The organism is Cecembia lonarensis LW9 (genome assembly GCF_000298295.1).
In the GTDB taxonomy this organism is placed as follows: Bacteria; Bacteroidota; Bacteroidia; order Cytophagales; family Cyclobacteriaceae; genus Cecembia; species Cecembia lonarensis.
The window spans coordinates 1-22,385 of record NZ_AMGM01000029.1 but is presented as its reverse complement, the minus strand read 5'-3'; the positions used below and the strand labels follow the sequence as shown (position 1 = coordinate 22,385).

General features: G+C 41.4%; 20 protein-coding genes. 7 read left to right on the top strand and 13 right to left on the bottom strand.

Annotation, left to right across the window (positions count from 1 at the left end; all coding sequences use genetic code 11):
- Window positions 1-121: 121 nt before the first annotated feature.
- Window positions 122-1,438: an RIP metalloprotease RseP gene (gene rseP, locus B879_RS10430; RefSeq protein ID WP_009185141.1), complete on the bottom strand. Its 1,317-nt coding sequence runs from the start codon at window positions 1,436-1,438 to the stop codon at window positions 122-124.
- The gene (locus B879_RS10425) at window positions 1,438-2,604 is read right to left on the bottom strand and encodes a 1-deoxy-D-xylulose-5-phosphate reductoisomerase (RefSeq protein WP_009185140.1); all 1,167 of its coding nucleotides are present in this window, start codon (window positions 2,602-2,604) and stop codon (window positions 1,438-1,440) included. Before B879_RS10425 ends, rseP begins: the two co-directional genes overlap by 1 nt.
- A 192-nt stretch (window positions 2,605-2,796) precedes the next feature.
- Here B879_RS10425 and B879_RS10420 point away from each other — a divergent pair, with 192 nt between their 5' ends.
- The 6 genes from B879_RS10420 (at window position 2,797) to B879_RS10395 (ending at window position 9,235) form a co-directional block, all read left to right on the top strand.
- Window positions 2,797-4,248: a trypsin-like peptidase domain-containing protein gene (locus tag B879_RS10420; RefSeq protein ID WP_009185139.1), complete on the top strand. Its 1,452-nt coding sequence runs from the start codon at window positions 2,797-2,799 to the stop codon at window positions 4,246-4,248.
- Window positions 4,249-4,265: 17 nt separating this feature from the next.
- On the top strand, window positions 4,266-4,679 hold the full coding sequence (locus B879_RS10415) for a nucleotidyltransferase substrate binding protein (RefSeq protein ID WP_009185138.1): 414 nt from the start codon (window positions 4,266-4,268) through the stop codon (window positions 4,677-4,679).
- Between the two features lie 82 nt (window positions 4,680-4,761).
- Window positions 4,762-6,039 (top strand): LVIVD repeat-containing protein, encoded by a 1,278-nt coding sequence (locus B879_RS10410; protein WP_009185137.1) that lies wholly within the window; start codon window positions 4,762-4,764, stop codon window positions 6,037-6,039.
- A gap of 15 nt (window positions 6,040-6,054) precedes the next feature.
- On the top strand, window positions 6,055-6,672 hold the full coding sequence (locus B879_RS10405) for a hypothetical protein (RefSeq protein ID WP_009185136.1): 618 nt from the start codon (window positions 6,055-6,057) through the stop codon (window positions 6,670-6,672).
- A 204-nt stretch (window positions 6,673-6,876) separates the two neighbouring features.
- On the top strand, window positions 6,877-7,593 hold the full coding sequence (locus B879_RS10400) for an ABC transporter ATP-binding protein (protein ID WP_009185135.1): 717 nt from the start codon (window positions 6,877-6,879) through the stop codon (window positions 7,591-7,593).
- Window positions 7,586-9,235: a putative ABC exporter domain-containing protein gene (locus B879_RS10395; protein WP_009185134.1), complete on the top strand. Its 1,650-nt coding sequence runs from the start codon at window positions 7,586-7,588 to the stop codon at window positions 9,233-9,235. The genes B879_RS10400 and B879_RS10395 overlap by 8 nt, the downstream gene beginning before the upstream one ends.
- Before the next feature lie 18 nt (window positions 9,236-9,253).
- Here the strand turns inward: B879_RS10395 and B879_RS10390 are convergent, their stop codons facing one another.
- A complete protein-coding gene (locus tag B879_RS10390; RefSeq protein ID WP_040400447.1) occupies window positions 9,254-10,627 on the bottom strand; it encodes a Gfo/Idh/MocA family protein in 1,374 nt (457 codons plus the stop codon).
- A 178-nt stretch (window positions 10,628-10,805) separates the two neighbouring features.
- Between B879_RS10390 and hemN the strand changes: the two genes are divergently transcribed.
- Window positions 10,806-12,167 carry an oxygen-independent coproporphyrinogen III oxidase gene (hemN, locus tag B879_RS10385; protein ID WP_040400451.1) on the top strand — a complete coding sequence of 454 codons (1,362 nt, stop codon included), beginning with the start codon at window positions 10,806-10,808 and terminating at the stop codon, window positions 12,165-12,167.
- A gap of 95 nt (window positions 12,168-12,262) precedes the next feature.
- Here the strand turns inward: hemN and B879_RS10380 are convergent, their stop codons facing one another.
- From B879_RS10380 to B879_RS10335, 10 genes are all read right to left on the bottom strand, one after another.
- Window positions 12,263-12,967, bottom strand: coding sequence for a sulfite exporter TauE/SafE family protein (locus B879_RS10380; protein ID WP_009185131.1), 705 nt, complete (start codon window positions 12,965-12,967; stop codon window positions 12,263-12,265).
- On the bottom strand, window positions 12,968-13,393 hold the full coding sequence (locus B879_RS10375; RefSeq protein WP_009185130.1) for a FixH family protein: 426 nt from the start codon (window positions 13,391-13,393) through the stop codon (window positions 12,968-12,970).
- A 37-nt stretch (window positions 13,394-13,430) separates the two neighbouring features.
- Window positions 13,431-14,852 (bottom strand): cytochrome c oxidase accessory protein CcoG, encoded by a 1,422-nt coding sequence (ccoG, locus tag B879_RS10370; protein ID WP_009185129.1) that lies wholly within the window; start codon window positions 14,850-14,852, stop codon window positions 13,431-13,433.
- Window positions 14,853-14,905: 53 nt separating this feature from the next.
- Complete coding sequence (locus tag B879_RS10365) at window positions 14,906-15,841, bottom strand: cbb3-type cytochrome c oxidase N-terminal domain-containing protein (protein WP_009185128.1); 936 nt, start codon at window positions 15,839-15,841, stop codon at window positions 14,906-14,908.
- On the bottom strand, window positions 15,828-16,019 hold the full coding sequence (locus tag B879_RS10360) for a CcoQ/FixQ family Cbb3-type cytochrome c oxidase assembly chaperone (RefSeq protein WP_009185127.1): 192 nt from the start codon (window positions 16,017-16,019) through the stop codon (window positions 15,828-15,830). Before B879_RS10360 ends, B879_RS10365 begins: the two co-directional genes overlap by 14 nt.
- An 11-nt stretch (window positions 16,020-16,030) precedes the next feature.
- The gene (ccoN, locus tag B879_RS10355) at window positions 16,031-18,163 is read right to left on the bottom strand and encodes a cytochrome-c oxidase, cbb3-type subunit I (protein WP_009185126.1); all 2,133 of its coding nucleotides are present in this window, start codon (window positions 18,161-18,163) and stop codon (window positions 16,031-16,033) included.
- A gap of 2 nt (window positions 18,164-18,165) precedes the next feature.
- Window positions 18,166-18,348: a cbb3-type cytochrome oxidase assembly protein CcoS gene (gene ccoS / locus B879_RS10350; RefSeq protein WP_009185125.1), complete on the bottom strand. Its 183-nt coding sequence runs from the start codon at window positions 18,346-18,348 to the stop codon at window positions 18,166-18,168.
- A 2-nt stretch (window positions 18,349-18,350) separates the two neighbouring features.
- The gene (locus tag B879_RS10345) at window positions 18,351-20,792 is read right to left on the bottom strand and encodes a heavy metal translocating P-type ATPase (RefSeq protein ID WP_009185124.1); all 2,442 of its coding nucleotides are present in this window, start codon (window positions 20,790-20,792) and stop codon (window positions 18,351-18,353) included.
- A 62-nt stretch (window positions 20,793-20,854) separates the two neighbouring features.
- Window positions 20,855-21,490, bottom strand: coding sequence for a hypothetical protein (locus tag B879_RS10340; RefSeq protein WP_009185123.1), 636 nt, complete (start codon window positions 21,488-21,490; stop codon window positions 20,855-20,857).
- A 112-nt stretch (window positions 21,491-21,602) separates the two neighbouring features.
- Window positions 21,603-22,361 carry a zinc-dependent peptidase gene (locus tag B879_RS10335; RefSeq protein WP_009185122.1) on the bottom strand — a complete coding sequence of 253 codons (759 nt, stop codon included), beginning with the start codon at window positions 22,359-22,361 and terminating at the stop codon, window positions 21,603-21,605.
- Between the last annotated feature and the right edge of the window lie 24 nt (window positions 22,362-22,385).

Below are 22,385 nucleotides of genomic sequence, written 5' to 3'. Positions count from 1 at the left end.
TTCAATGCTTATGCCAATGTTTGAAAATGTACAAAATGGCAGGTGATTAATTATACACCACAAAAACATGAGGGTGGAAAGTTTATGTTCCACCCTCAATAATTTTTCCGCCTTTCTTTTCCTAGGTAGTAAATATTTTCAAAATATCATTCCCAATGGCAAAAACCATCAGAGCCAGCAACACTACCATCCCTACTTTTTGGGCATTCTCCAGGAATCTGTCAGAGGGTGCCTGACCAGACACCATTTCGTATAGTAAAAACATCACATGCCCACCATCCAGGGCTGGAATGGGCAACAAGTTCATAAAGGCCAAAATCATAGAAATCAAGCCTGTAATACTCCAGAATTTAACCCAATCCCACCTATTGCCATAAATCTTGGCCATGCCTATGGGGCCTGAGACATTTTTGGCAGATACTTCTCCTGTAAACATCTTCCCAAGCGCTTTGGCATTGATAATCACCACACCAAAAGCCCTTTCAGTTCCCTTTACAACAGATTCCCCAATTCCATATCTTTGCACTACCGGTTCAATCAAGGGATTTATGGCGATACCAATAGTCCCTTCCTCACTAACGTTTACCGGTTTTTCGATTTTCTGCCCTGCCCGCTCTACTATAATCAGTGCTTCCTGCCCTTTGTTATCTGCCAATGCCGCTTGCAATTCATTGAAATAGTAAATTGAATGATCATTGACTCCGATGATTTTATCTTTAGGTTGAAGCCCTATCCTTGATGCCGGACTGTTGGGCATGATTTCTCCGACTTCAAATGGAGAACGGATATTGATAAACCGCATCATGCTCTCTTCATTCGAGAAGGAGTTGATAAAACCTCTAGGGATCTCAATCCTGATGATTTCACCATCTCTTTCTACTGTATAAAATCCATCACTGCTAAGTAACGCTTCCCCAGAACTCAAATCATTGATACTTCTGTAAGGCTGACCATTGATATCCAATATTCTGTCCCCATCCTGGAAACCAATCATCCTTCCAATGTCATAAGCCACAATTCCGTGTTCAACTACCTGGTCTCTGGAATAGAAGGTTTCCCCTTTTTGATAAACCAATACTACAAAGATCACAATACCTGTAATGACGTTAACTATAATCCCACCCAACATCACTATCAGACGTTGCCAAGCAGGCTTGGAACGGAATTCCCAAGGCTGAGGCTCAGAGGCCATTTGTTCTGTGTCCATGGATTCATCCACCATGCCTGAAATTTTCACAAAACCTCCCAAAGGAATTGCCCCTATGGAATATTCTGTTTCTCCCCACTTAAAGCCCGCGATCTTAGGCGGAAAGCCTATGGAGAATTTTTCTACCCTCATGTCAAACATCTTGGCTGTGAGTAGGTGGCCGAGTTCATGCAAACCAACCAGAATTGACAATCCCAACAAGAGTTGGGCTGCCATAATCAATGTATCCATTATACCTTACTCTTAATTAATTGTGTCGTTATTATTCTGGACATTTTGTCCGTATCTATGTAGTCATTTAAAGTAGGATGACTAATAAAGGTCGATTTCTGTAAAGTTTCTTCAATTAAATCTGACATTTCCAGAAATCCAACTTCATCCCGCAAAAATGCGGCCACAGCGATCTCATTGGCAGCATTTAATATACATGGCGCGTTTCCACCCTGCTGAAGCGCTTGAAAGGCCAACTTTAAGTTACGAAATGTTTCCATGTCAGGTTGCTCGAAAGTAAGGTTTGGATAATTCATAAAATCAAACCTTGGGAAACCGGACTTGAACCTTTCAGGATAACTTAATGCAAACTGAATGGGAATGCGCATATCAGGCAAGCCCAATTGAGCCTTAATGGAGCCATCTTCAAATTGAATCAGTGAGTGAATTATCGATTGTGGATGAACCACCACCTCAATCTGATCCTGCTTTACAGCAAACAGCCATTTGGCCTCTATCACTTCCAGACCTTTATTCATCAAAGAGGCAGAGTCTATGGTTATTTTGGCCCCCATATCCCAATTAGGATGCTTCAAGGCCTGCTCCTTGGTCACATGTTGTAGAAATTCCCGCGTTTTCCCCCTGAAAGGTCCACCGGAAGCGGTGAGAATCAATTTCTCTATAGGATTATGAAACTCTCCCACCAAACATTGAAAAATCGCAGAATGTTCTGAATCGACCGGATAAATATTCACACCTTTTTCTTTGGCCAATGTGGTAATCAGTTCACCTGCAACCACCAAGGTTTCTTTGTTGGCCAAAGCGATATGCTTACCTGTTTCTATCGCCTTAATGGTAGGCAATAGCCCCGCGTAACCAACCAAAGCGGTCAAAACGATATCTATACTGTCCATTTCCACTACCTGGCCAATGGCAGTTTCACCTGCATAAACCTTAATATCAGCAGGGAGCAAAGCAGACTTTACTTTTTCATAGAGGGACTCATTGGCAATCACCACACAATTTGGCTTAAACTCCAAAGCCTGTTGGATCAATAAATCCGCATTATTCTGTGCAGTAAGCACTTCTACTTCAAATTTATCCGGATGAGATTTAATCACATCCAATGTCTGTGTTCCTATACTGCCTGTGGAGCCTAAAATGGCAACATGTTTTTTATCTGACATGAAATAAGCTACTGGTTAATGGGTATAAACGTCATACCACTACTCAAAGTCTGACAAAATTACACCGATTTGTCTTTCTTCCTTGCAATTTTTCTGTCTTTTTGAAAAGGTGGTATTTTTGGTATGCAATTGGGTATATTGTCTGTTCGTAAATACTTCTATAAGATTTAACCTAAAAACTGAAATTTCGTTATGCAGGATATGGTGAAAAATCTAAAATTTATCTTGGTGGCCTTTTGTGCAGGCTTAGCGGGTGCATGGACGTATCAGCAGTTTTCTGAAAAAAATGAAAACGAACAATATGTTTTTTCTCAAGAATCCGAAAAACCCAGATATCAGGTGAATTTTGAAACAGAAGGGGAAAGACCGGCTGTCAACAACATGTCTTTCTCATTTGTAGAAGCCTCAGAGAAAAGCACTCCATCGGTAGTTTTCATCAAAAATTTTTCTGGAACAGACCAAAGAAGGTATAGTATTTTTGATTACTTCTTTGGTACAGGTCCTACACAAAGGGTAAGCACTGGTTCCGGGGTAATCATCAGCAAAGATGGCTACATCATTACCAACAACCACGTCATTGACCGTGCCGAAACGATAGAGGTGGTTCATCAGCGAAGGACTTATCCTGCCCGACTCATCGGAACTGACAAAAATACAGACATTGCTGTGCTCAAGGTAGAAGTGGATAATTTACCTGCCATACAACTTGGCAGTAGCAGGGACCTTAGAATTGGAGAATGGGTGATCGCTGTAGGAAATCCTTTCAACCTTACTTCCACGGTAACTGCCGGAATTGTATCCGCCAAAGAGCGACAGATCAACATTTTGGCTGGTGAATTTCCATTAGAGTCTTTTATCCAGACAGATGCCCCCATTAATCCGGGTAATTCCGGCGGGGCTTTGGTAAATATTAAAGGGGAACTCGTGGGTATCAACACAGCGATTTTATCCAGAACAGGTTCTTACACCGGTTATGGTTTTGCTGTTCCTATAGATATCGCCATGAAAGTTTCCAATGACCTGATCAAATATGGTGAGGTTCAGAAAGCCATCCCAGGAGTGGATGTGGTAGAGATCACCCCTGAATTGGCTGAAGAAATGAAAATTGGCAGCTTAGATGGCGTGATCGTTACCCATGTGCTCAGAAATGGAGCCGCAGATAAAGCAGGGCTTCAAAGAAATGACGTAATCACCAAAATAGATGGAGTGAGTATCACAGGAAAAGGGAGTTTCGAAGAAATTCTTTCCTATTACTATCCAGGAGATCGGATCCGGGTGGAATTCATGAGGAAAAACGATAAAAAATCTGCCCAATTGATCCTCCAAAACCTGGAAGGTGGGACTGGTGTCATCCAAAGAGAATTCTTCTCCTCTAATTTATTGGGAGCCAGATTAGAAGCCGTAAATGCCATAGAAAGAGACCGCTTGGGCATAGATTATGGGATTAAAATTTCGGGGATGACCAGGGGGTTCTTGAGGGACCTGGGACTGAACAACGGTTTTGTCCTGACACAGATCAATGGAGAACCGGCTAAAAACCCCGAAACTGTTGGTAAATATTTGGAAAATTTCAGTGGAAGATTACGATTAGAGGGTGTCAGTCCTAGTGGTCAGCCATTTATGCAATCCTACAGCATCCGATAGTACAAAAAATTAACGCCATGAAAAATATACCGATAACCTGCGAAAAATGCTTTTTAGACTTTCAGGAAGCTTTGGAAGAGTTACATGAAATGGTTATTTCTGTCAAAGGGACTGAAATTGATGAAAGAAACCAAAAAAGAATCATCAGGTCTTTTGAAATCACACATGAGTTGGCGCTAAAAACCATGGGCGAATATTTTCGGAAAATGGGAAGGAAACTTCCCGATGGCCCAAGAGACACCACAGTCGAAGCTTTCAATGAAGATTTGATTGATGATGGAAAAACTTGGCTGGATATGATCATCGAAAGAATAAAATACGGGCCACTTTATCCGGAAAATCCGCAAAAAAATCTGGCTCAAAATGTAACACAAAAATACATTCGCCTTTTCCTCAATTTCGAACGGAAAATGAAAGGTTTGATGGAATAATCAAAAAAATTCGTGCAGCGTGTAGCGTTTTATTTAAAACTTTCGTCTTAAGGTTATACCATGTTGACCATACCCGCGCATTATGAAAAAACGTCTACAATTAATCGTCAGTTGGCCTGTATTTTTTATTTTGGCTACTATCCTCTTCATCACTTTACCTTCCTGTCAAGATGAAGTCAAGAGTACTTTCACTTACAGGGCTTCTATACCTGTTTTTCTTGAAATGCACAGCATCAGGGAAGCAGATATTATCATTCAACCATCCCCTGGACTGGACGATCCTGGAAAAATCTATTTGTACGGAGACTTTCTGTTTATTAATGAACCTCAAAAGGGAATCCATATTTGGGACAATGCCAATCCCTCTAACCCCAGTCCGATAAGTTTTATTCCAATTCCCGGTAATGTGGACTTGGCCATCAACTCTGAAATGCTTTATGCTGATAGCTACGTAGATTTATTGGTTTTTGATATCAGTGACATTTTCAATATTTCCCTGGTCAAAAGAGTAGAGGACGTATTTGAACAAATGTATATAGATAGGTCCACCGCTACCATTATCACTTACAAAGACACTGTAATTACTACCGAATCAGAGGTGGCACCTTGGGGAAGGGGATGGTCTTGGGTTTTGGCTTTTTCCGATGCCTCTTCCGGAAACCGTGGTGCTGCGGCTTCGCAAAGTTATGGTCAAGGTGGCTCAATGGCGAGGTTCACCCTATTGAATGCCCATCTATATGCGGTGGATGAATCCAGCCTCCGGGTATTTGATGTGATAAAAACAGATGATCCACAACACCTTCGAAATATCAACCTGGGCTGGGGCATTGAAACCATATTCCCTTTTCAGGACAAACTATTTATAGGCTCAAATACAGGAATGTACATTTATGATGCAAGTGTGGCATCCGAACCAAAAGAAATGGCTGTTTACCAGCATGTCACAGCCTGCGACCCCGTAGTAGTCAATGAAAAATATGCTTTTGTGACCTTACGAACCGGAAGAATGTGTCCTATGGGCGTAGATGAGCTTCAGGTGATCGATATCCAAAATCCATATAGTCCTAAACTTTTGAAAGCCTATCCGATGCTCAATCCACATGGCCTGGCGCTCAGTGGAGATTACCTCTATGTAGCAGAAGGGAAACACGGCATGAAAAGTTTTCTAGTAGCTGACGTGTTGGCCATAGATCAAAACCAATTGGAATTTCTGAAAAGCATGCCTTCTGTAGACATGATTCCAGGACCAAAATCCCTCATTGTCATCGGCGCTGATGGCGTTTGCCAATTTGATTATTCTACCCCAGATGCACTTAAACCTTTAAGCTGCATTAAAGTGAAAAAAACCGTAATTGTATAATAGAATAGTTCCCTTATGAAAAAATACTTTTTATCCATATTCCTGATTTGTTTTTGCTCTACTGTACTGATGGCACAAAGTGGCCAGTTTATGCACCAATTTGAATTGGGAATACTTAGGGGTAATGCGGGAAATTGGGATGGTTCGACCATGAGCCGGACCAACTTGAGCATTCAAAGTTTTCATGGTGCAAGAATTACCGAAAACCAGTCGGTCGGGATAACTTTAGGGTATGACCGGTATGAGCAAATGGACTTAGTTCCCCTAGGGTTTGGATGGAGGGGTTTCCGCCACCTGGATAAAAAACTGGGGATTTTGGGAGCTTTTGATTTAGGATATGGCTCTGCATTTTTGGAAAAAAGACAGCGTGAAGGGTTATTTGAAACCTGGTATGAGGGAGGATTCTTTTTCCATCCCAATATCGGGCTTACCTTTAGTGCTGGCAAAAGCCCCTCTTATTATACCTTAAGCCTTGGCTTCAAGAGACAAATTGCACACTATTTTTCTGGATTTCTGGATGCTTCCGGAGAGAACAGCATCAGCTCTCCATTGCTTCCACGTGGATTTAGCAGCTTAACACAGGAGACTTATTATCTAAACAGTCTTTCTCTCAAATTAGGGCTGGTTTTCTAAAACAACATCCAATCACTTACTTTCTACTCCCTCACTTTTACCCATGAATGACTGCATAAACCTGTTAAAACTGTAATACGTATTGTAAAAAGTTTTTATGTCGTCTTACTAAATTTTTATGCCATCAACCTATCCAAAATGACCAGGCTTAAGGAAAATCTCAAGATAAAAGTTTAATATTGAAAGGTAGAAGTTTTTAATAATATGTTAGCAGTAGAAGGCTTAGTGAAAAAATACGGCAAACAAAACGCCGTTAATGATATCAGTTTTTCGTTGCAGGGAGGAGAGGTAGTAGGTCTTCTCGGTCCAAACGGTGCAGGAAAAAGCACCACCATGAAATGTATCGTAGGGCTTCTTAGAAAAACCGCCGGGAAAATTGAAATTGGTGGACATGACCACCTTTCTGTAGCCGCCAAAAAACTCTTTTCCTACATCCCGGAAACACCCCATGTGTATGACCTGCTTACGGTATGGGAACACCTGCAGTTTATCGCCCAGGCCTATCATGTCAGCGATTGGAAAGAAAAAGCAGAACAGTGGATAGAGATCTATGAACTTAGCGATAAAAGAGATAAGTTGGGCAGGGACCTATCCAAAGGAATGCGACAGAAAGTTTCTATTTGCTGCGCACTTTTGCCGGATCCTGAGCTCCTGTTCTTCGATGAACCGATGATCGGCCTGGATCCGAAAGCCATAAAAAACACCAAAAGGATTTTCAATGAACTCAAGCAGCGGGGCAAGACCATTTTGGTCAGTACCCATTTGATTGACAGTGTGGAAACCATCGCCGATCGAATCATGATCATGAAAAATGGCAATATTATCGGCAATGATACTTTGGCCAATCTTAAAGCCAGTTTTGATCAAGGAGGTGATTCCAGTTTAGAAGACCTGTTTTTAGAATTGACCAAGGATGAATGAATTTAAACTGCTGTTGAGGAAAGATATTTTTATCCTCATCAACAATATCAAACTTATTCTTCGAAATCCATTAAGGTTATTGCCCTATGCCTTTATAGTGGGCTATTTCAGTTTCTTTTACTTTCAAAGAGGCAGTCGCCGGTCTGACATGGAAGTTGACACCAGTCAATTTCAGGATTTGGAAGATGCAGCTGAAGGAATAGAGCAGGTAAATTATGTCCTCCAAAACATCAATGGAGGGCTTACTTTGCTTGCACTCGCATTTTTCATGTTCAAAATGTACCAAGCCACTAAAAAAAATGTGAGCTTTTTCAGCATGGCTGATGTGAACCTCTTGTTCACATCCCCCGCAGCCCCTTCCAAAATTCTATTGTATTACATGATCCGAGCCATATTCCCGGCTACTGGAGGGGCATTTCTATTTACCCTGTATGGTACTGCGCAGCTGAACGAAATTTATGACCTCAACCTGATGAATCTATCCATTTTGACCATGGGTTTTACCCTTTTCTTTTTCATTTTATCGCCTATCCGTTTTTTGATTTACACCTTAAACACCAAGTATAATTTGTTAAACCAGATGAAAGTGGCTGTTTTCGGCTTGGGACTATTTCTGGCTTTAATGATTCTGATTCCTGGTCTGATGGCCGAAAAATTCTGGATGGGAATGTTTGCATGGATTAGTTCCCCTTGGTTTGATTTCTTCCCCTTGGTTGGCTGGAGCCGGGGAATTCTGACCTATTTAAGTCATGAAAGCTTATGGATTTCAGGAGGCTTCATGGCCGTCTATTTGTTGACCTTCATTCTTATAGTACAGCTGGTCATCTACAATGCAGGTTATTATTATGAAGATGTCCTCGAAGCCACCAAATCCAATGAGGAGACCAAAGAAAAGGTACAAGGAAAGCAAACCGCTTCTGAAGGAAGTATTAGCTTAAACGCAAAGAAAAAACTGGCTATAAAAGATTTTGGTACTGGAGCTGTCGCTTTGTATTGGCGCAATTATGTCAACAGCTCCCGACAGGACTTTCACCCCTTGATAGGACTGATTGGATTAGGATTGGCTGTTGTCGCTTATGTTCTTGCTATCCTCTCTTTATTTGACTGGTTTGCCCATCAGATAATCTACGGCTATCTCATGGTCCTTCTGCTGATGTATTTCTTTGGAGGAATGGGAAAAAGCAACATAGGCGATCTTAAAAAGCCCTATTTTATTTTGATCCCGGCTTCTTGGACCGCTAAATTCTGGAACCTGATCAAATTAGATCTGTATCAGACCATGGTTTTTGCTCTGATATTGATCATACCAACTGTCCTCATTGCCAAACTCAGCTTCGGACTTATTTTACTCTTCCCCATATGCATCACGCTTTTGTACCTTACCGGCGTAGGCATTTCACTGATTACCGTCGTGGGCTTTGAAGAAGGTTGGGACAGAAAACTCATCCGGCCACTGATCATCGGTGGTGTCTTTCTTTTTGGTATAGGTCCCTCCCTAGCTGCAGCAGGCTTTGGCTATTTGGTCAGTCAGCAGTTTGTATATGCGCTGCTCGGTTTGGCCATAGGTATGTTCATCGTCACTGCTGTCATGCTTCATGTGAGCATGGATGTCATCAGCAAAGTCGAGTTTAAAGAGAACTAAGATTAAAAATCCTTTAAATCAACTTCCCCTACCTGATTTCATCAACTGTATATCAGTCAGATCAGCGATTTTAACCGGCTTGCCTGTATCAATGCTATTTCTCGCCGCAATTCCCACCAAAATGGACATGGCCCCATCCCTTGTTCCCGCGGATTGCCTGTAAGGATCTGCCATTTCAGGATCTTTAAACAACTTATCCTTCAAGCGGGTGTCCCCTCCTCCATGGCCTCCACCCCCATGTGGGATCACAATGATTTCAGAAGCACCAAAGTTCTTGGTCAGCCTCAATTCATCCTGCGCAGGTTCTTCCCAAGGTTGACTTTCTTTGATCCAGGCATCCAATCGCCCTTTAGTACCGTTGAAAGCAATTCTGTAACCTTCATAGGGAGAGTAAGAAGTCAAGGAATAACTTACCTGTACCCCATTCATGTACCGGATCTGTACAGCCATTTTATCAAAAATATCAATATCCTCCCTATAAACACAACCATCCCTCAGGTAACCATCATATTGTTCATTGTTCACATAAAGGTCTACCAGGTGTTTGTTCTTTGTGATGTCCCAATGAAAATCACAGTTGCTCTTGTGTGGACAAGGTCGGCAATGCGTATGCCTAAAAGCTCCATTTTTACCATAAAATTCTAAGTCCCCATAGGCAAAAACTTCTTCCGGATCTGAGTCTAACCACCAATTCAACAGATCAAAATGATGGGTAGATTTATGGACCAGTAGGGTCCCTCCCTTCTCTCTGTAGGCATGCCATCTTCTAAAATAATCCGCTCCATGAGAAGTATCCAAATACCAATGGAAATCCACAGATGTCACCTCTCCTATCTCTCCATTTCTAAGGATTTCATACATGCGCTGCCTATGGGGAGAATAGCGGTAATTAAAGGTGACAATTACCTTTTTACCAGTCTTTCTTTCTGCATCCAGGATGGCCTGACACTTGACTTCATCAGTGGTCATAGGCTTTTCAGTAATGACATGCGCCCCAAACTCCAACGCTTTAATGATGAAGGTATGATGGGTATTATCTACAGTAGTAACAATCACTACATCCGGTCTTTGTTCCGCCAACATTTTATCAAAATCAGTGTAGAGGGGACAGTCCACCCCAATATAGGTTTTCCCAAAATTTAGCCTACCCTCGTTATTGTCACATAAACCTACAAACTCCACCTGTTCCTGATAAATCCTTTGCACTTCCCTACCAAACATATTGACTCCCCGAATCCCTAAGCCTACCAAAGCCAACTTCATCTTTTGATTAGGGTAGGGGTGTAACTGTAAGGCCTCGGCTATACCGTTCAAAAAAATGGAGCCGACCGCAAAACCTGCTGACTTGGCCAAAAATTCTCTTCTTGATGCAATCATCTTATTGTTTTCCATGGTTATTGGGTTAATAGGTTTGTTTAAAAGTAAATATTTTTTCGATCAAAATCCAACCTCATATCGTGGGTAAAAAACTGACCTAAATCAAAACCATGACTTTTATCAGGATTTAGCAAGATACCCATCATTAAAAATCCATGGAATGCTGGGGATATTTGTGCCAAACTTGGCGTATATGACAACTACAGCGGCAGATTTAATTAAAAAATACAATGTACCAGCACCAAGATACACCTCCTACCCCACTGTACCTTTGTGGGCGGATGACTTAACTGAAAGTACTTGGATCAAATTGGTGAAAAATGCATACCATGATTTTGGAGATACTGAGGGCATCACCCTCTATATCCATCTTCCCTATTGTGAAAGCCTCTGCACTTATTGTGGTTGTAACAAGCGGATTACAAAAAACCATGCTGTAGAAACACCATATATTGAAAGTATCATCAAAGAGTGGTCTGCTTATCTGAAATTGCTTGATGCCAAACCAAAATTGGCCGGTATTCATTTGGGTGGCGGAACTCCGACTTTTTTCTCCCCGGCATCACTGAGGGAATTACTTTCTTTTATCCTTGACCGTGCTGTTGTCATGGAACATGCTGAGTTTAGTTTTGAGGGACATCCCAACAATACTACGCGGGAACACTTACAAACCTTATTTGATCTTGGTTTTAGAAGAGTAAGTTATGGAATTCAGGATTTCAACTTGGAGGTTCAGAAAGCCATTCACCGCATTCAGCCCTTTGAAAGAGTAAAAGAAGCCACGGAAGTGGCCAGGGAGATTGGTTACGAATCGGTCAACTTTGACCTGATTTATGGTTTGCCTCATCAGACAATGGATACCATCAAAGATACCTTTGAAAAGGTATCCCTTTTACAGCCTGACCGTATCGCTTATTATTCTTATGCTCATTTGCCCTCAGCCTTTCCCGCACAGAAAAGCTTCGAAGCATTTCTTCCCAAGGAGTCGGAGAAGCGGTCCCTGTATGAAAAAGGCAAGGAAATTCTAAAAAGCATGGGTTACCTGGAAGTAGGAATGGACCATTTTGCTCTGCCAAAAGATCCCCTATACATAGCCAAAGAGGAAAAAACACTGCACAGAAATTTCATGGGCTATACGACTTCTCCTTCCAAGATTTTGATAGGGTTGGGAAATAGTTCTATATCTGACATTTATTACGCCTATGCCCAAAACATCAAGACAATTGAGGCTTATAAAGAACAAATTGAAAATGGTCATTTTGCCATAAATAGAGGGCATGTCTTGACAGATGCTGATATCAAAGCCAGAAATCTGATCCTTCAATTGATTTGCAACCAACAGGCAAGCTGGGAGATTGACTTCTTTGAAGATATCGAAATCGCCAATTTCAATCGGCTTCTCATATTTGAAGAAGAAGGTTTGATTGCATTTGATAAAAACGGGATTCAGATATTAGATGCCGGAATGCCCTTCATTCGGAATGTATGTATGGTTTTTGACAAACGAATGCAGCAAAAAGAAGAAAAGCAATTTCAATTCAGTAACGCCATTTAACCCGGATAACCCATTTTTCTATTGCTGCTTCTTGTTACAAGAGGCAGCATTTTTTAATTTTTGGGAATAGGATTCCATACAAGATGACCTAAAAATCAATCACAAATGGTCATCTCAGTGGTTTCTTTCCCATCACCAAAAGTAGGCAGTTTAGGACTGACATAATGGATTCCCAAACCCAAGCCCCTGACTATAAAAAGTATACCTATAAACATGGCCACATAAGGCATTGCCTTGGTCAATCTGTTTCTTAGGGAAATGGACATGATTTTTCCGGTCAGCATGACCCCTATCAGCATAGGGATGGTCCCTAACCCAAAAAACAGCATATACAATGCACCCTGAATCGGACTTTGGAGGGCCAAAGAGGCGATCAGCGCTATATACACCATGCCACAGGGAAGCAAACCGTTTAAAAATCCAGAAACAAAAAAGGCTTGACTTCCTCCCCGTTTCAAATGGCTTCCCAAGGAAGATTTGAGTTGATGCAAGGAGCCAAACAGCCCGGATTGGGTAATCCATCGCTCAGACTGCTTGTAAAAAAATGCCATTAGCAGAATCAGCGCCCCCATCAGGATAGAAATCCATTGTTGGATGCCTGCCAAGGAAAAGGAAAATCCGACCAAACCAATCAATCCCCCTAAAAGAGAATAGGTTAGCGTACGGCCAAGGTTATATATGATTTTGTTTTTCAAAAAAGGGCTCCTGTCCTTGGCAGATACCGCCAAAGCAATAGGGCCACACATGCCTAAGCAATGAAAAGAACCTAAAAAACCTAAAAGAAATGCCGTCCAAATCATTTAAATGTTGATTTTCTTTTCCTGATAATAGGAGATACCATTTTCAGTCCAACTCAATTTCACCCTCCAATATCCTGGTTTTAGGTTTTTAACATCAACTGAATTCACATTTGGATCAATAATGTCAAAATCAATTTTTTTATCCAGACGAGCATCGGAGGGTCTGAAAAGATGAAGTGTTCCTTTAGCACCTGTCGGAAGCTGCAGATCAATAATTTTCAATTGATTATCATAAGCCAACACCTCATAATTCAACTGACTGGTATTGATCATTTTATCAATTTGATCCTGATATTTGATTTCTTCTTCATAATAATTTTGTGTCACCAGGTGAATGTCATCCTGTTTTACACAGATGGCTACCATGGACAACATAAGCACTGCAAAAGCGGCCAATGTCATTGTGATTCCTTTTCCCCAATCCATAATTTAAGTTTTTTTATTGATGTTTTATACTTGATCCTTACTCCTTAGAGGCAACAGGGCCTACAAAGCTTGTTTTTAATTTATCAATCACTTTCCCATTTTGGGAAAGTAACAGCACTACATTCTCTTGGTTGGTCTTTATACTTTCTCCATCGATAACTACAAAAAACCTACCTTCGAACTTAGATTGACCTTCCAAAGTCCAATTCTGATCTCCCACTACTTCTAAGCGGTACTTCTTATCCTCTGGCTCTAAAGCAATGGCCTGTGGTTCAAATGTCTTATTGATAAAGGTCACCTCATAAAGATTACTGATCTCTCCATTCTCTCTGGGCTGGTAAGTCATCCCCCTAAATCTGGTGACTGTGGCCCCTAAATCTTCTCTTGTTGCCAATAAGGCTACAAAAGCCCCTACCAATACCAAAAGCAGAAAGGAATATAATTTTACCCTCCCTGTAAGCAATTTTTGTGTTTTTTGTATGATACTGGTATCAGAGGCATACCTGATCAGACCCAAGGGCCTATCTACTTTTTCCATCACCTCATCGCAGGCATCAATACAGGCCGTACAATTCACACATTCCATTTGTACGCCATTCCGGATATCTATTCCTGTAGGACAAACCTGTACGCAAAGGCCACAATCGATACAGTCTCCCTTTGGGCTTTCTTCGACTTTATTTTTTCTGATGGGTGTCCTTGGTTCTCCTCTTACATGGTCATAGGTCACATTGATGGAATTGGCATCTAATAACACCCCTTGGAGTCTGCCATAGGGACAGACCACAATACAGGCCTGCTCTCGGAACCATGAGAAGATAAAGAGGAAAATTCCAGTAAATGCCATCAGGCCAATAAACCCGGCCATATGCTCTGTAGGAGGCTGACTAACAATCTCAACAACCTGATCTACACCAATAAGGTAAGCCATCACCGTATGAGATATCAATAAAGAGATCAAAACGAAAATGAACATTTTCAAGCCCTTCTTTCTGACTTTTTCTCCATTCCAAGGCATGGCATCCAATTTCCTTTGCTGATTGGCATCTCCTTCAATCCAATATTCTATTTTCCTAAACACCATTTCCATGAACAGTGTCTGAGGACATGCCCACCCACAGAAAACCCTACCAAATACCGCCGTAAAAAGAATTATGAAAACAAAGAAAATCAGCAATAAGAAGATCAGGAGGTGGGTATCCTGAGGCCAAAAAGCTGCTCCGAAAATAATAAACTTTCGTTCAAAAATATTGAAAAGCATATAGGGTCTTCCTCCGACCTTAATGAATGGACCTATAAACAGTATGGCCAAAAGCACCCAAGACAGGTAAGTTCTCCATTTGTAAAATTTACCACTTACTTTTTTAGGATAAATCCAGTTCCTTTTACCATCTTCTTTGACGGTCCCTAAGGAATCCCGGAATTTATCAGGATCTAATTGTGAATTCTTGGTACTCATGGTTGTTGTTATTAAGGAGAGGGGCATTTTTTCCCCTCTCTATAATCAATTGATTAATCTTCTGCTTCTTCAAGCCCCAACTCATCTTCAGTTAATGCGTCGATAGGCTCTTCGATAGCTGGTTCATACCTTTCTCCCTCAGGTGCTTTAGGATTCGCAGGTGTGGTACCCACCAAGGTCAAGATGTAACTGGAAACATTTTGCATTTCTTCGGGACTCAACTGGTCCTGCCAAGGAATCATACCTTTTTCAATGACACCATATTTTACCACCCGGAAAATATCGTTGATACTTCCACCATGTATCCAATATTCATCAGTGAAGTTAGGACCGATACCGCCTCCACCGTCAGAAGCATGACAGGCAGCACAATTGGCATCATAAATGCTTTTCCCTGAGTTGATGGCCGCGGTAGTATTATCGAAAACCACCGTATTTTCATCAATAGTGCTCAAAGCCAAAGCAGACCTTTGCTCGGCCTCTATAGCCGCAATTCGCAACTCCTCTTCATACTCCTCTATCTGGGTTTTCCCTAAACCCAGTACCGAGAAATAAGTGAAATATACTACTGCAAATGCAATTGTGATATAGAAGATATTGGCCAACCAAGGTGGCATGTGATTATCCAGTTCGACAATCCCATCATAGGAATGGTCAAGCATAAGGTCTTTTTCTTCCTTACCCCCTACTGGTTTCATTTTTCCGGTGATATACTTCAACTTGAACTCATCCCACCATGAAGGCTCTGCTGCTAAAGCTGGATTTTCCCTTTTGAAAACAGTAACCATGAAAGACATCAGGTAAATCATCAAAATCAACAATAAGATGATCACACCTAAGATGACTGCCAAAATGACCAGCAGCGTCAGCTGACTACTGTCCATTTCCTTTAAGTTATTCACCCAGTTCATATCGCTCGTCTGAGCGAAGGTTGGCAGGGATGCCAACATCCCCGCCAAAAGCATAGTTATGGATTTAAATTTTTTCATAGCCGCTGGTCTTTTTTAATTCATCATTCAAAGGCATCTCCTTCATATGATCGACATATTTTTTGTCAACCCTGATTACCCATATAAACATCCCGATAAAGAAAATCACAAAGATCAAGAGGGAGATGATTGGGTATATTTCGATGTTCTCTATGGAACTTAATATATCTTTTTTCATAACGCTGCTGATTAAGGGTTAGAAGCTGTCGTTTTTTTGATATCTGTACCCAAGCGCTGCAAATACGCAATCAGTGCTACGATCTCTGATTCAGGCATGGCTTCAACACCAGCTGATTTGAGATTGGCTACAATCTGCTCTGCTTGAACCATGAGGTCAGCATTGGCCTGCTCATCATATCCTTCTGGATAAGGCACTCCCAACTTCTGTAAAGTTCTGATTTTTGCAGGCAGGTCACTATGATTCATCATATTGGTTGCCATCCAGGGATAAGGAGGCATCAAAGATCCTGGAGACATAGATCTGGGATCAACCATGTGATGATAGTGCCAGCTGTCCGGATACTTTCCACCTACACGGTGCAAATCCGGACCTGTTCTTTTCGATCCCCACAAGAATGGCCTGTCATAAACAAACTCCCCTGCTTTGGAATATTCTCCATATCGCTCAGTTTCAGATCGGAAAGGCCGGATCATTTGTGAATGACACCCCACACAGCCATGTGAGATATACAAATCTCTACCTTGCAACTCTAAAGGCGTGTAAGGCTCTACACTGGCAATGGTAGGTACATTGGATTTTACCAATATTGTTGGGATGATTTCCACCGCACCACCAATAAGGATAGCCACAGTAGCCATAATGGTAAAGAAAACAGGCTTTCTTTCCCATGCCCTGTGCCAGAATTCATTTGGCTCTGCCACATGTGGCTTCAAAGCAGGGGCTTCGTCTGCCTCCTCTTCTTGGAAAGTGCCTTGTTTGGCAGTTTTTATCATGTTATATACCATCAGGAAAGCTCCTGATAAATAGAGAAGCCCACCAAATGCTCTTAACATATACATCGGAACAATTTGAATGACTGTCTCCAAGAAGTTTGGATAAGCCAGTCTACCTGCTTCACTGAATTCTTTCCACATCAAAGACTGAGTCAGCGCTGCCACATACATTGGTAATGCATAGAATATGATACCAAGTGTACCCATCCAAAAGTGTGTGGTGGCAAGCTTGGTAGAGTACAAGGTGGTTTTCCACATTTTTGGCCATAACCAATACAACATCGCGAAGGTGAAGAAACCATTCCAGCCCAAACCGCCAATGTGAACGTGGGCTACAATCCAATCAGTGTAATGTGCAATCGCGTTTACATTTTTCAAGGATAACATAGGCCCTTCAAATGTTGCCATACCATAGGCGGTAACTGCCACCACCATGAACTTCAAAACAGGGTCAACCCTTACTTTATCCCAAGCTCCTCTTAAGGTCAAAAGACCATTTACCATACCACCCCAAGAGGGTGCAATCAACATCACAGAAAAGACAACACCTAAGACCTGTGCCCATTCGGGAAGGGCAGTATAAAGTAGATGGTGTGGCCCAGCCCATATGTACAGGAAGATCAAAGACCAGAAGTGGATAATGGAAAGTTTATAAGAATATACAGGTCTATTAGCAGCCTTGGGAAGGTAATAATACATCAATCCCAAAAACGGCGTAGTCAGAAAGAATGCCACCGCATTGTGACCATACCACCATTGAACCAATGCATCCTGAACTCCCGCATAAGCGGAGTAACTCTTGAAGAAAGAAACAGGAAGTGCCAAAGAATTGAAAATATGTAAAACCGCTACGGTCACGAATGAGGCCAAATAAAACCAAATGGCTACATACATGTGCTTTTCCCTTCTTTTGATCATGGTGCCGATCATGTTGGCTCCAAAGGCTACCCAGACGACTGCAATCAGAATATCAATTGGCCATTCCAATTCAGCATATTCCTTGGACGTAGTGAGACCTAGAGGAAGTGTTATCGCTGCCAAAAGGATAATTAACTGCCAGCCCCAAAAGTTGATCCAGCTTAACGCCTTGCTCCACATGGGCGCCTTTAATAACCTTGGCATGGAATAATAAATCCCTGCAAAAATCGCGTTACCTACAAAAGCGAAGATCACCGCATTGGTATGGAGCGGCCTGATTCTTCCAAATGTGGTATACGGATTTCCTAAGTTGGCTTCAGGTAGAAAGAGCTGAGTGGCTGCAATCACACCTACCAACATACCGACGAGGCCCCAGGCTATGGTGGCGACCCCGAAGTACTTTACGATTTTATTATCGTAATTGAACTGTTCCAGTGTTGTTCCTGACATACTTACTTCAATTTAGTTGATGGTACTTTTTTATCTTTAGTTTTTGGTTCATTATCAAATAGGATCCGAATAGCAGGGGTATGGTTGTCTTCAAACTGTCCCCCCTTCATTGCCCTGAAAAAGAGAAAAAGAAATGTCCCCGCCAGGATTAAACTAATTGCTATCAAAATAAATATTACCTCCATATCTACCAGATTTTTTCTTTGAGCCCTCTTTTATGGGCGATATAATTCGTTGTCAACGTGGTGAACAATACCACGGAAATACTGCTGATCGGCATCAGTATCGCACAGAAAACCGGACTTACCAGTCCCTGAACAGCGAAGAATACACCAACAGTATTGTAGGTGAAACTAAGCCCAAAACTTGCTTTGATGATACTTCTGCTGGTCTTGGTGAAATCCAAGAACTTTGGTAGTTTATAGAGCATACCTGCGTCCATGATGGCGTCTGAGGCTGGAGAAAAGTTGGTTACTTTATCAGTTACGGCAATTCCGATACTACTTTCTCTCAAGGCACCGGCATCATTTAAACCATCCCCTATCATCAAAGTATTTTTACCTGATGCATTTAATGACTTGATGTATTGAAGCTTATCGCTTGGACCTTGGTTAAAAGACATTTGTATATTGTCTCCGAAGACCCTTTTCAGGTTTTGCCGCTCATGATCCTGATCACCGGAAAGAAAGTGGACTTCTTTTTCCTTTTGTACAGCGTCCACCAATTGATCAACTCCTTTTCTTAAACCACTCTGAATAAAGAAATAACCCAGAACAAAATCTTCCACAGCAAAGAATACCAGATTTCCACCATTAGGTAATCCACTTGAGTCTGCTCCGACAAAGTCCGCTGAACCCAGTTTGATTTCTTGGGATTTATAATTCGTCCTTAGTCCTTTTCCTGTAAATTCTTCCACTTCCCCCGTTAGGCTGACTGCCCTTATTCCTTCTAACCAAGTGTTGATCCTATTACTTAAAGCATGGGTAGATTGATTGACAATGGCCTTGATCAGGGATTTGGATTCAGCAGAAAGGGGCTCACCAAAGTATTGCACCTTGGCTTCAGATGGGGCAGTGAGTGTACCCGTTTTATCAAAAACAACTGTATCGATTTTGGCCAATTTTTCAATTACCTGTGCATTTTTGAGGTAAAGTTTACCCTGACCAAAGACCCTAAGGGTATTGCCCAAAGTGAATGGTGTAGACATAGCCAAAGCACAGGGGCAGGTGATAATTAATACGGAAGTAAAGGCCAGAACGCCCAAAGAAGTATTGCCGGCCCAAATCCAAAAAAGTAGGGATAGCAGGGCTATCATTAGGACAGTAAAGGTGAATTTACCGGAAATTTTATTGGCCAAGGATTCCAGACCATGATTTTTGTCCTTATCAAAGGATTCGTTGTTCCACAAGTCAGTAAGATAACCCTGCGATGGTGATTTTTGAACTGCCAAAGTGATGGCCTTACCTTTTTGTCTTCCTCCAGCATAGATGAGCTCACCCTTTTTCTTGGAAACAGGCACCTCTTCTCCTGTCACGAAGGAATAATCAATAAAGGCCTCACCATCTAATAAAATGCTATCTGAAGGAATCAATTCCGAATTTCTTACCCGGATGATATCACCCACATTCAGTTTGATCAATGGGATTACTTCTTCCTCATCTTTAACCAAACGGGTGACTGCAATTGGGAAATAGGACTTATAATCCCTATCAAATGAAAGTGTATCGTAGGTTTTTTGCTGGTAGTACTTGCCTATCAATAAGAAAAACAAAAGCCCGCCTAAGGTATCCATATACCCCTCATTGCCCAGTATGAAAATGTCATACAAACTGTATGTAAATAAGGTAACGATGCCAATGGCGATAGGCACATCCATATTAACGGCTTTGTTGCGAACGGAAAGCCAAGCTGAACGGTAATAATCAGTCGCAGAATAGAAAAACACCGGCAAAGCCAGCAATACATTCAGGTAATTGAAGGTCTTTTTGAAACCTTGGCCTAACAATTCAGCTTCTGAAAAATATTCAGGCAAACTGAACAACATCATATTTCCAAAGCAAAAACCTGCCACCGCCAACTTGGTGATGAGCTTTTTATCCATGCTTTGGACTTGCTTTTTATCTGTATCTGCCAGATTAATGGTGGGTTCATATCCAATTCTGGAGAGTAACTTCACCAAGTCTTTCAAAGAAATCTTATCCTGTAAAAATTTAACCTGAACCTTCTTTTTGATAAAATCCACCCTGCCGGAAACTACTCCCTCATGCAACTTGTGTAGATTTTCCAAAAGCCAGATGCAAGAGGCACAGTGGATCAAAGGAATATTAAAGGTAATATGGGTTTCTGCTCCATTTTGGAAATCAACCAGTTTTTTGATGACATCAGCATCATCCAAATAATCAAAACGATTGTCCCTTTTGGACAGATCCTTTTGGCTCAATCCGGGGTTTTCCGCAATATCGTAGTAATTGCAAAGGTCATTTTCATTGAGGACCTCATAGACCAGTTGACAACCCGTACAGCAAAATTCCTTTCCATCGAAATGAAGAATCTCATCCTTACAATCCTCTCCACAATGGAAGCAGGTAGATATTTCTTTTTGGGGTACTATTTTAGATGGATCGGACATTTCACACAAGTTACTGAGCATCAAGACCAAAAAACATGACGTAAATCATAAAATTATATGACTTAATACGAGAGATAAAAAGACAATCGGTCATACCACATGCCTCCTTTGTAAAAGTGAAAAAGGACTTTTGCCAAATCGGACTGATAATACTTTGTGGTGACCAATAGGGTGCACTTGTGCTTTACGGCATAAGACCAAAAATCTCCTATGCGTGAAAAATTGAATTTAATAAAGGAAGTTTCTGCGGTGGATTGGGCCAAGAGTTGAACGATTTCCTGTTCTTCTCTCAGTTTTGATTTGGGGATAAATGAGGGAGAAATAATGGTTGCCTTACTGTCTTTGATATTTTCCTGGAATAGGGCTACAAAATTCCTTATCAAACGTGCTGATGCTGGCGTACCGTCGTAATGAAAAAGTAGCCTTTCGGTAGACATTTCCTGGTCAAAAAGAAGAACCGGAATCTGACAGGGCTCATCTTCCAAGCCTTTCGGCTTTTCAAGTCCATGCAGCCAATTCAATACATCCGGGAGATGGGCAGAAAACAAACTGGGTTCATCATCAGGCTTACACAATAAACCTTCACCGCCCTCAGTTAAATGTTGCGGAAACCCGCTGGGCAGTACTTTGCAGTAATGCGAATGAACAATCTCATCCGGCACTGCAAACTTGACCAAATTATCGACTTTACCCTCCATAGCTTCTATTATTTATTACAAAACTATACCAAGCAACTTTTTTTAAAGGTGACATAGGGTAGTAGGCAACATGATTAAAATCATGTTTTTGGATAAAAATCAGTCAGATGAGCTAATTCTTTAGTACAACAGGGTCCTGTTTGAGCAAAAAAACAAGGCTTTTATAAAGCTCCTCATGCTGATTTTTGAATGCTTCAGGGGTCTCAAAAAAAGCCTCCAAAGCCACTGCAAAAAATTCATGGGGATTTGCTGCCGCCGACTTTCTAAAAAAGGTATTGCTACCCTCTTTGATGGCGTTTCTTGCTGACTCAGCTAATTGGTTAAACTTCCTCCAAGCAGGTACATTAAAGAAATTGCTCTCTTGGTTATAATGGATCTGATTTTCCAGCTTTAGGGCATGTGCCATTTCATGTACACCAAGGTTAATGCCATCAGCATTCTTTTGTCCTTCTACAAAGTTTTTCCATGAAAGCACTATGATTCCCAATTTGGGATTCACCTCGCCCTGATGATAGGTACGGTTGATCGTGGAATAGTAATTATCTGGATAAACCAAAATCCTTGAAAAATGCTTCAATTCCACATTTCTAAAACCGAAAATTACCATTACCGCTGTAGCTCCTATGAGCAGTTCCATTTCTCTGCTGATGCTTTTCAACCCCCCTCTTGGAATAAATGCTTTAGTGGCTATAAAACGAACCAGCCTTTCCCTGAACTCCCGTTGATGCTTAGGCCTGAGATTTTTATAGTACGGAAAAAACCGGTTCAGTATGCTGATATCCTCAGGCGTTAACTTTTTGGATTTAAAAAGAATCTTAATTTCCTGAAAGAGTTCAGCAAAGGGCTGTAGAAATTGATAGATAAAAAGCATGCCCTAATTAAATAAAAAAGGGGG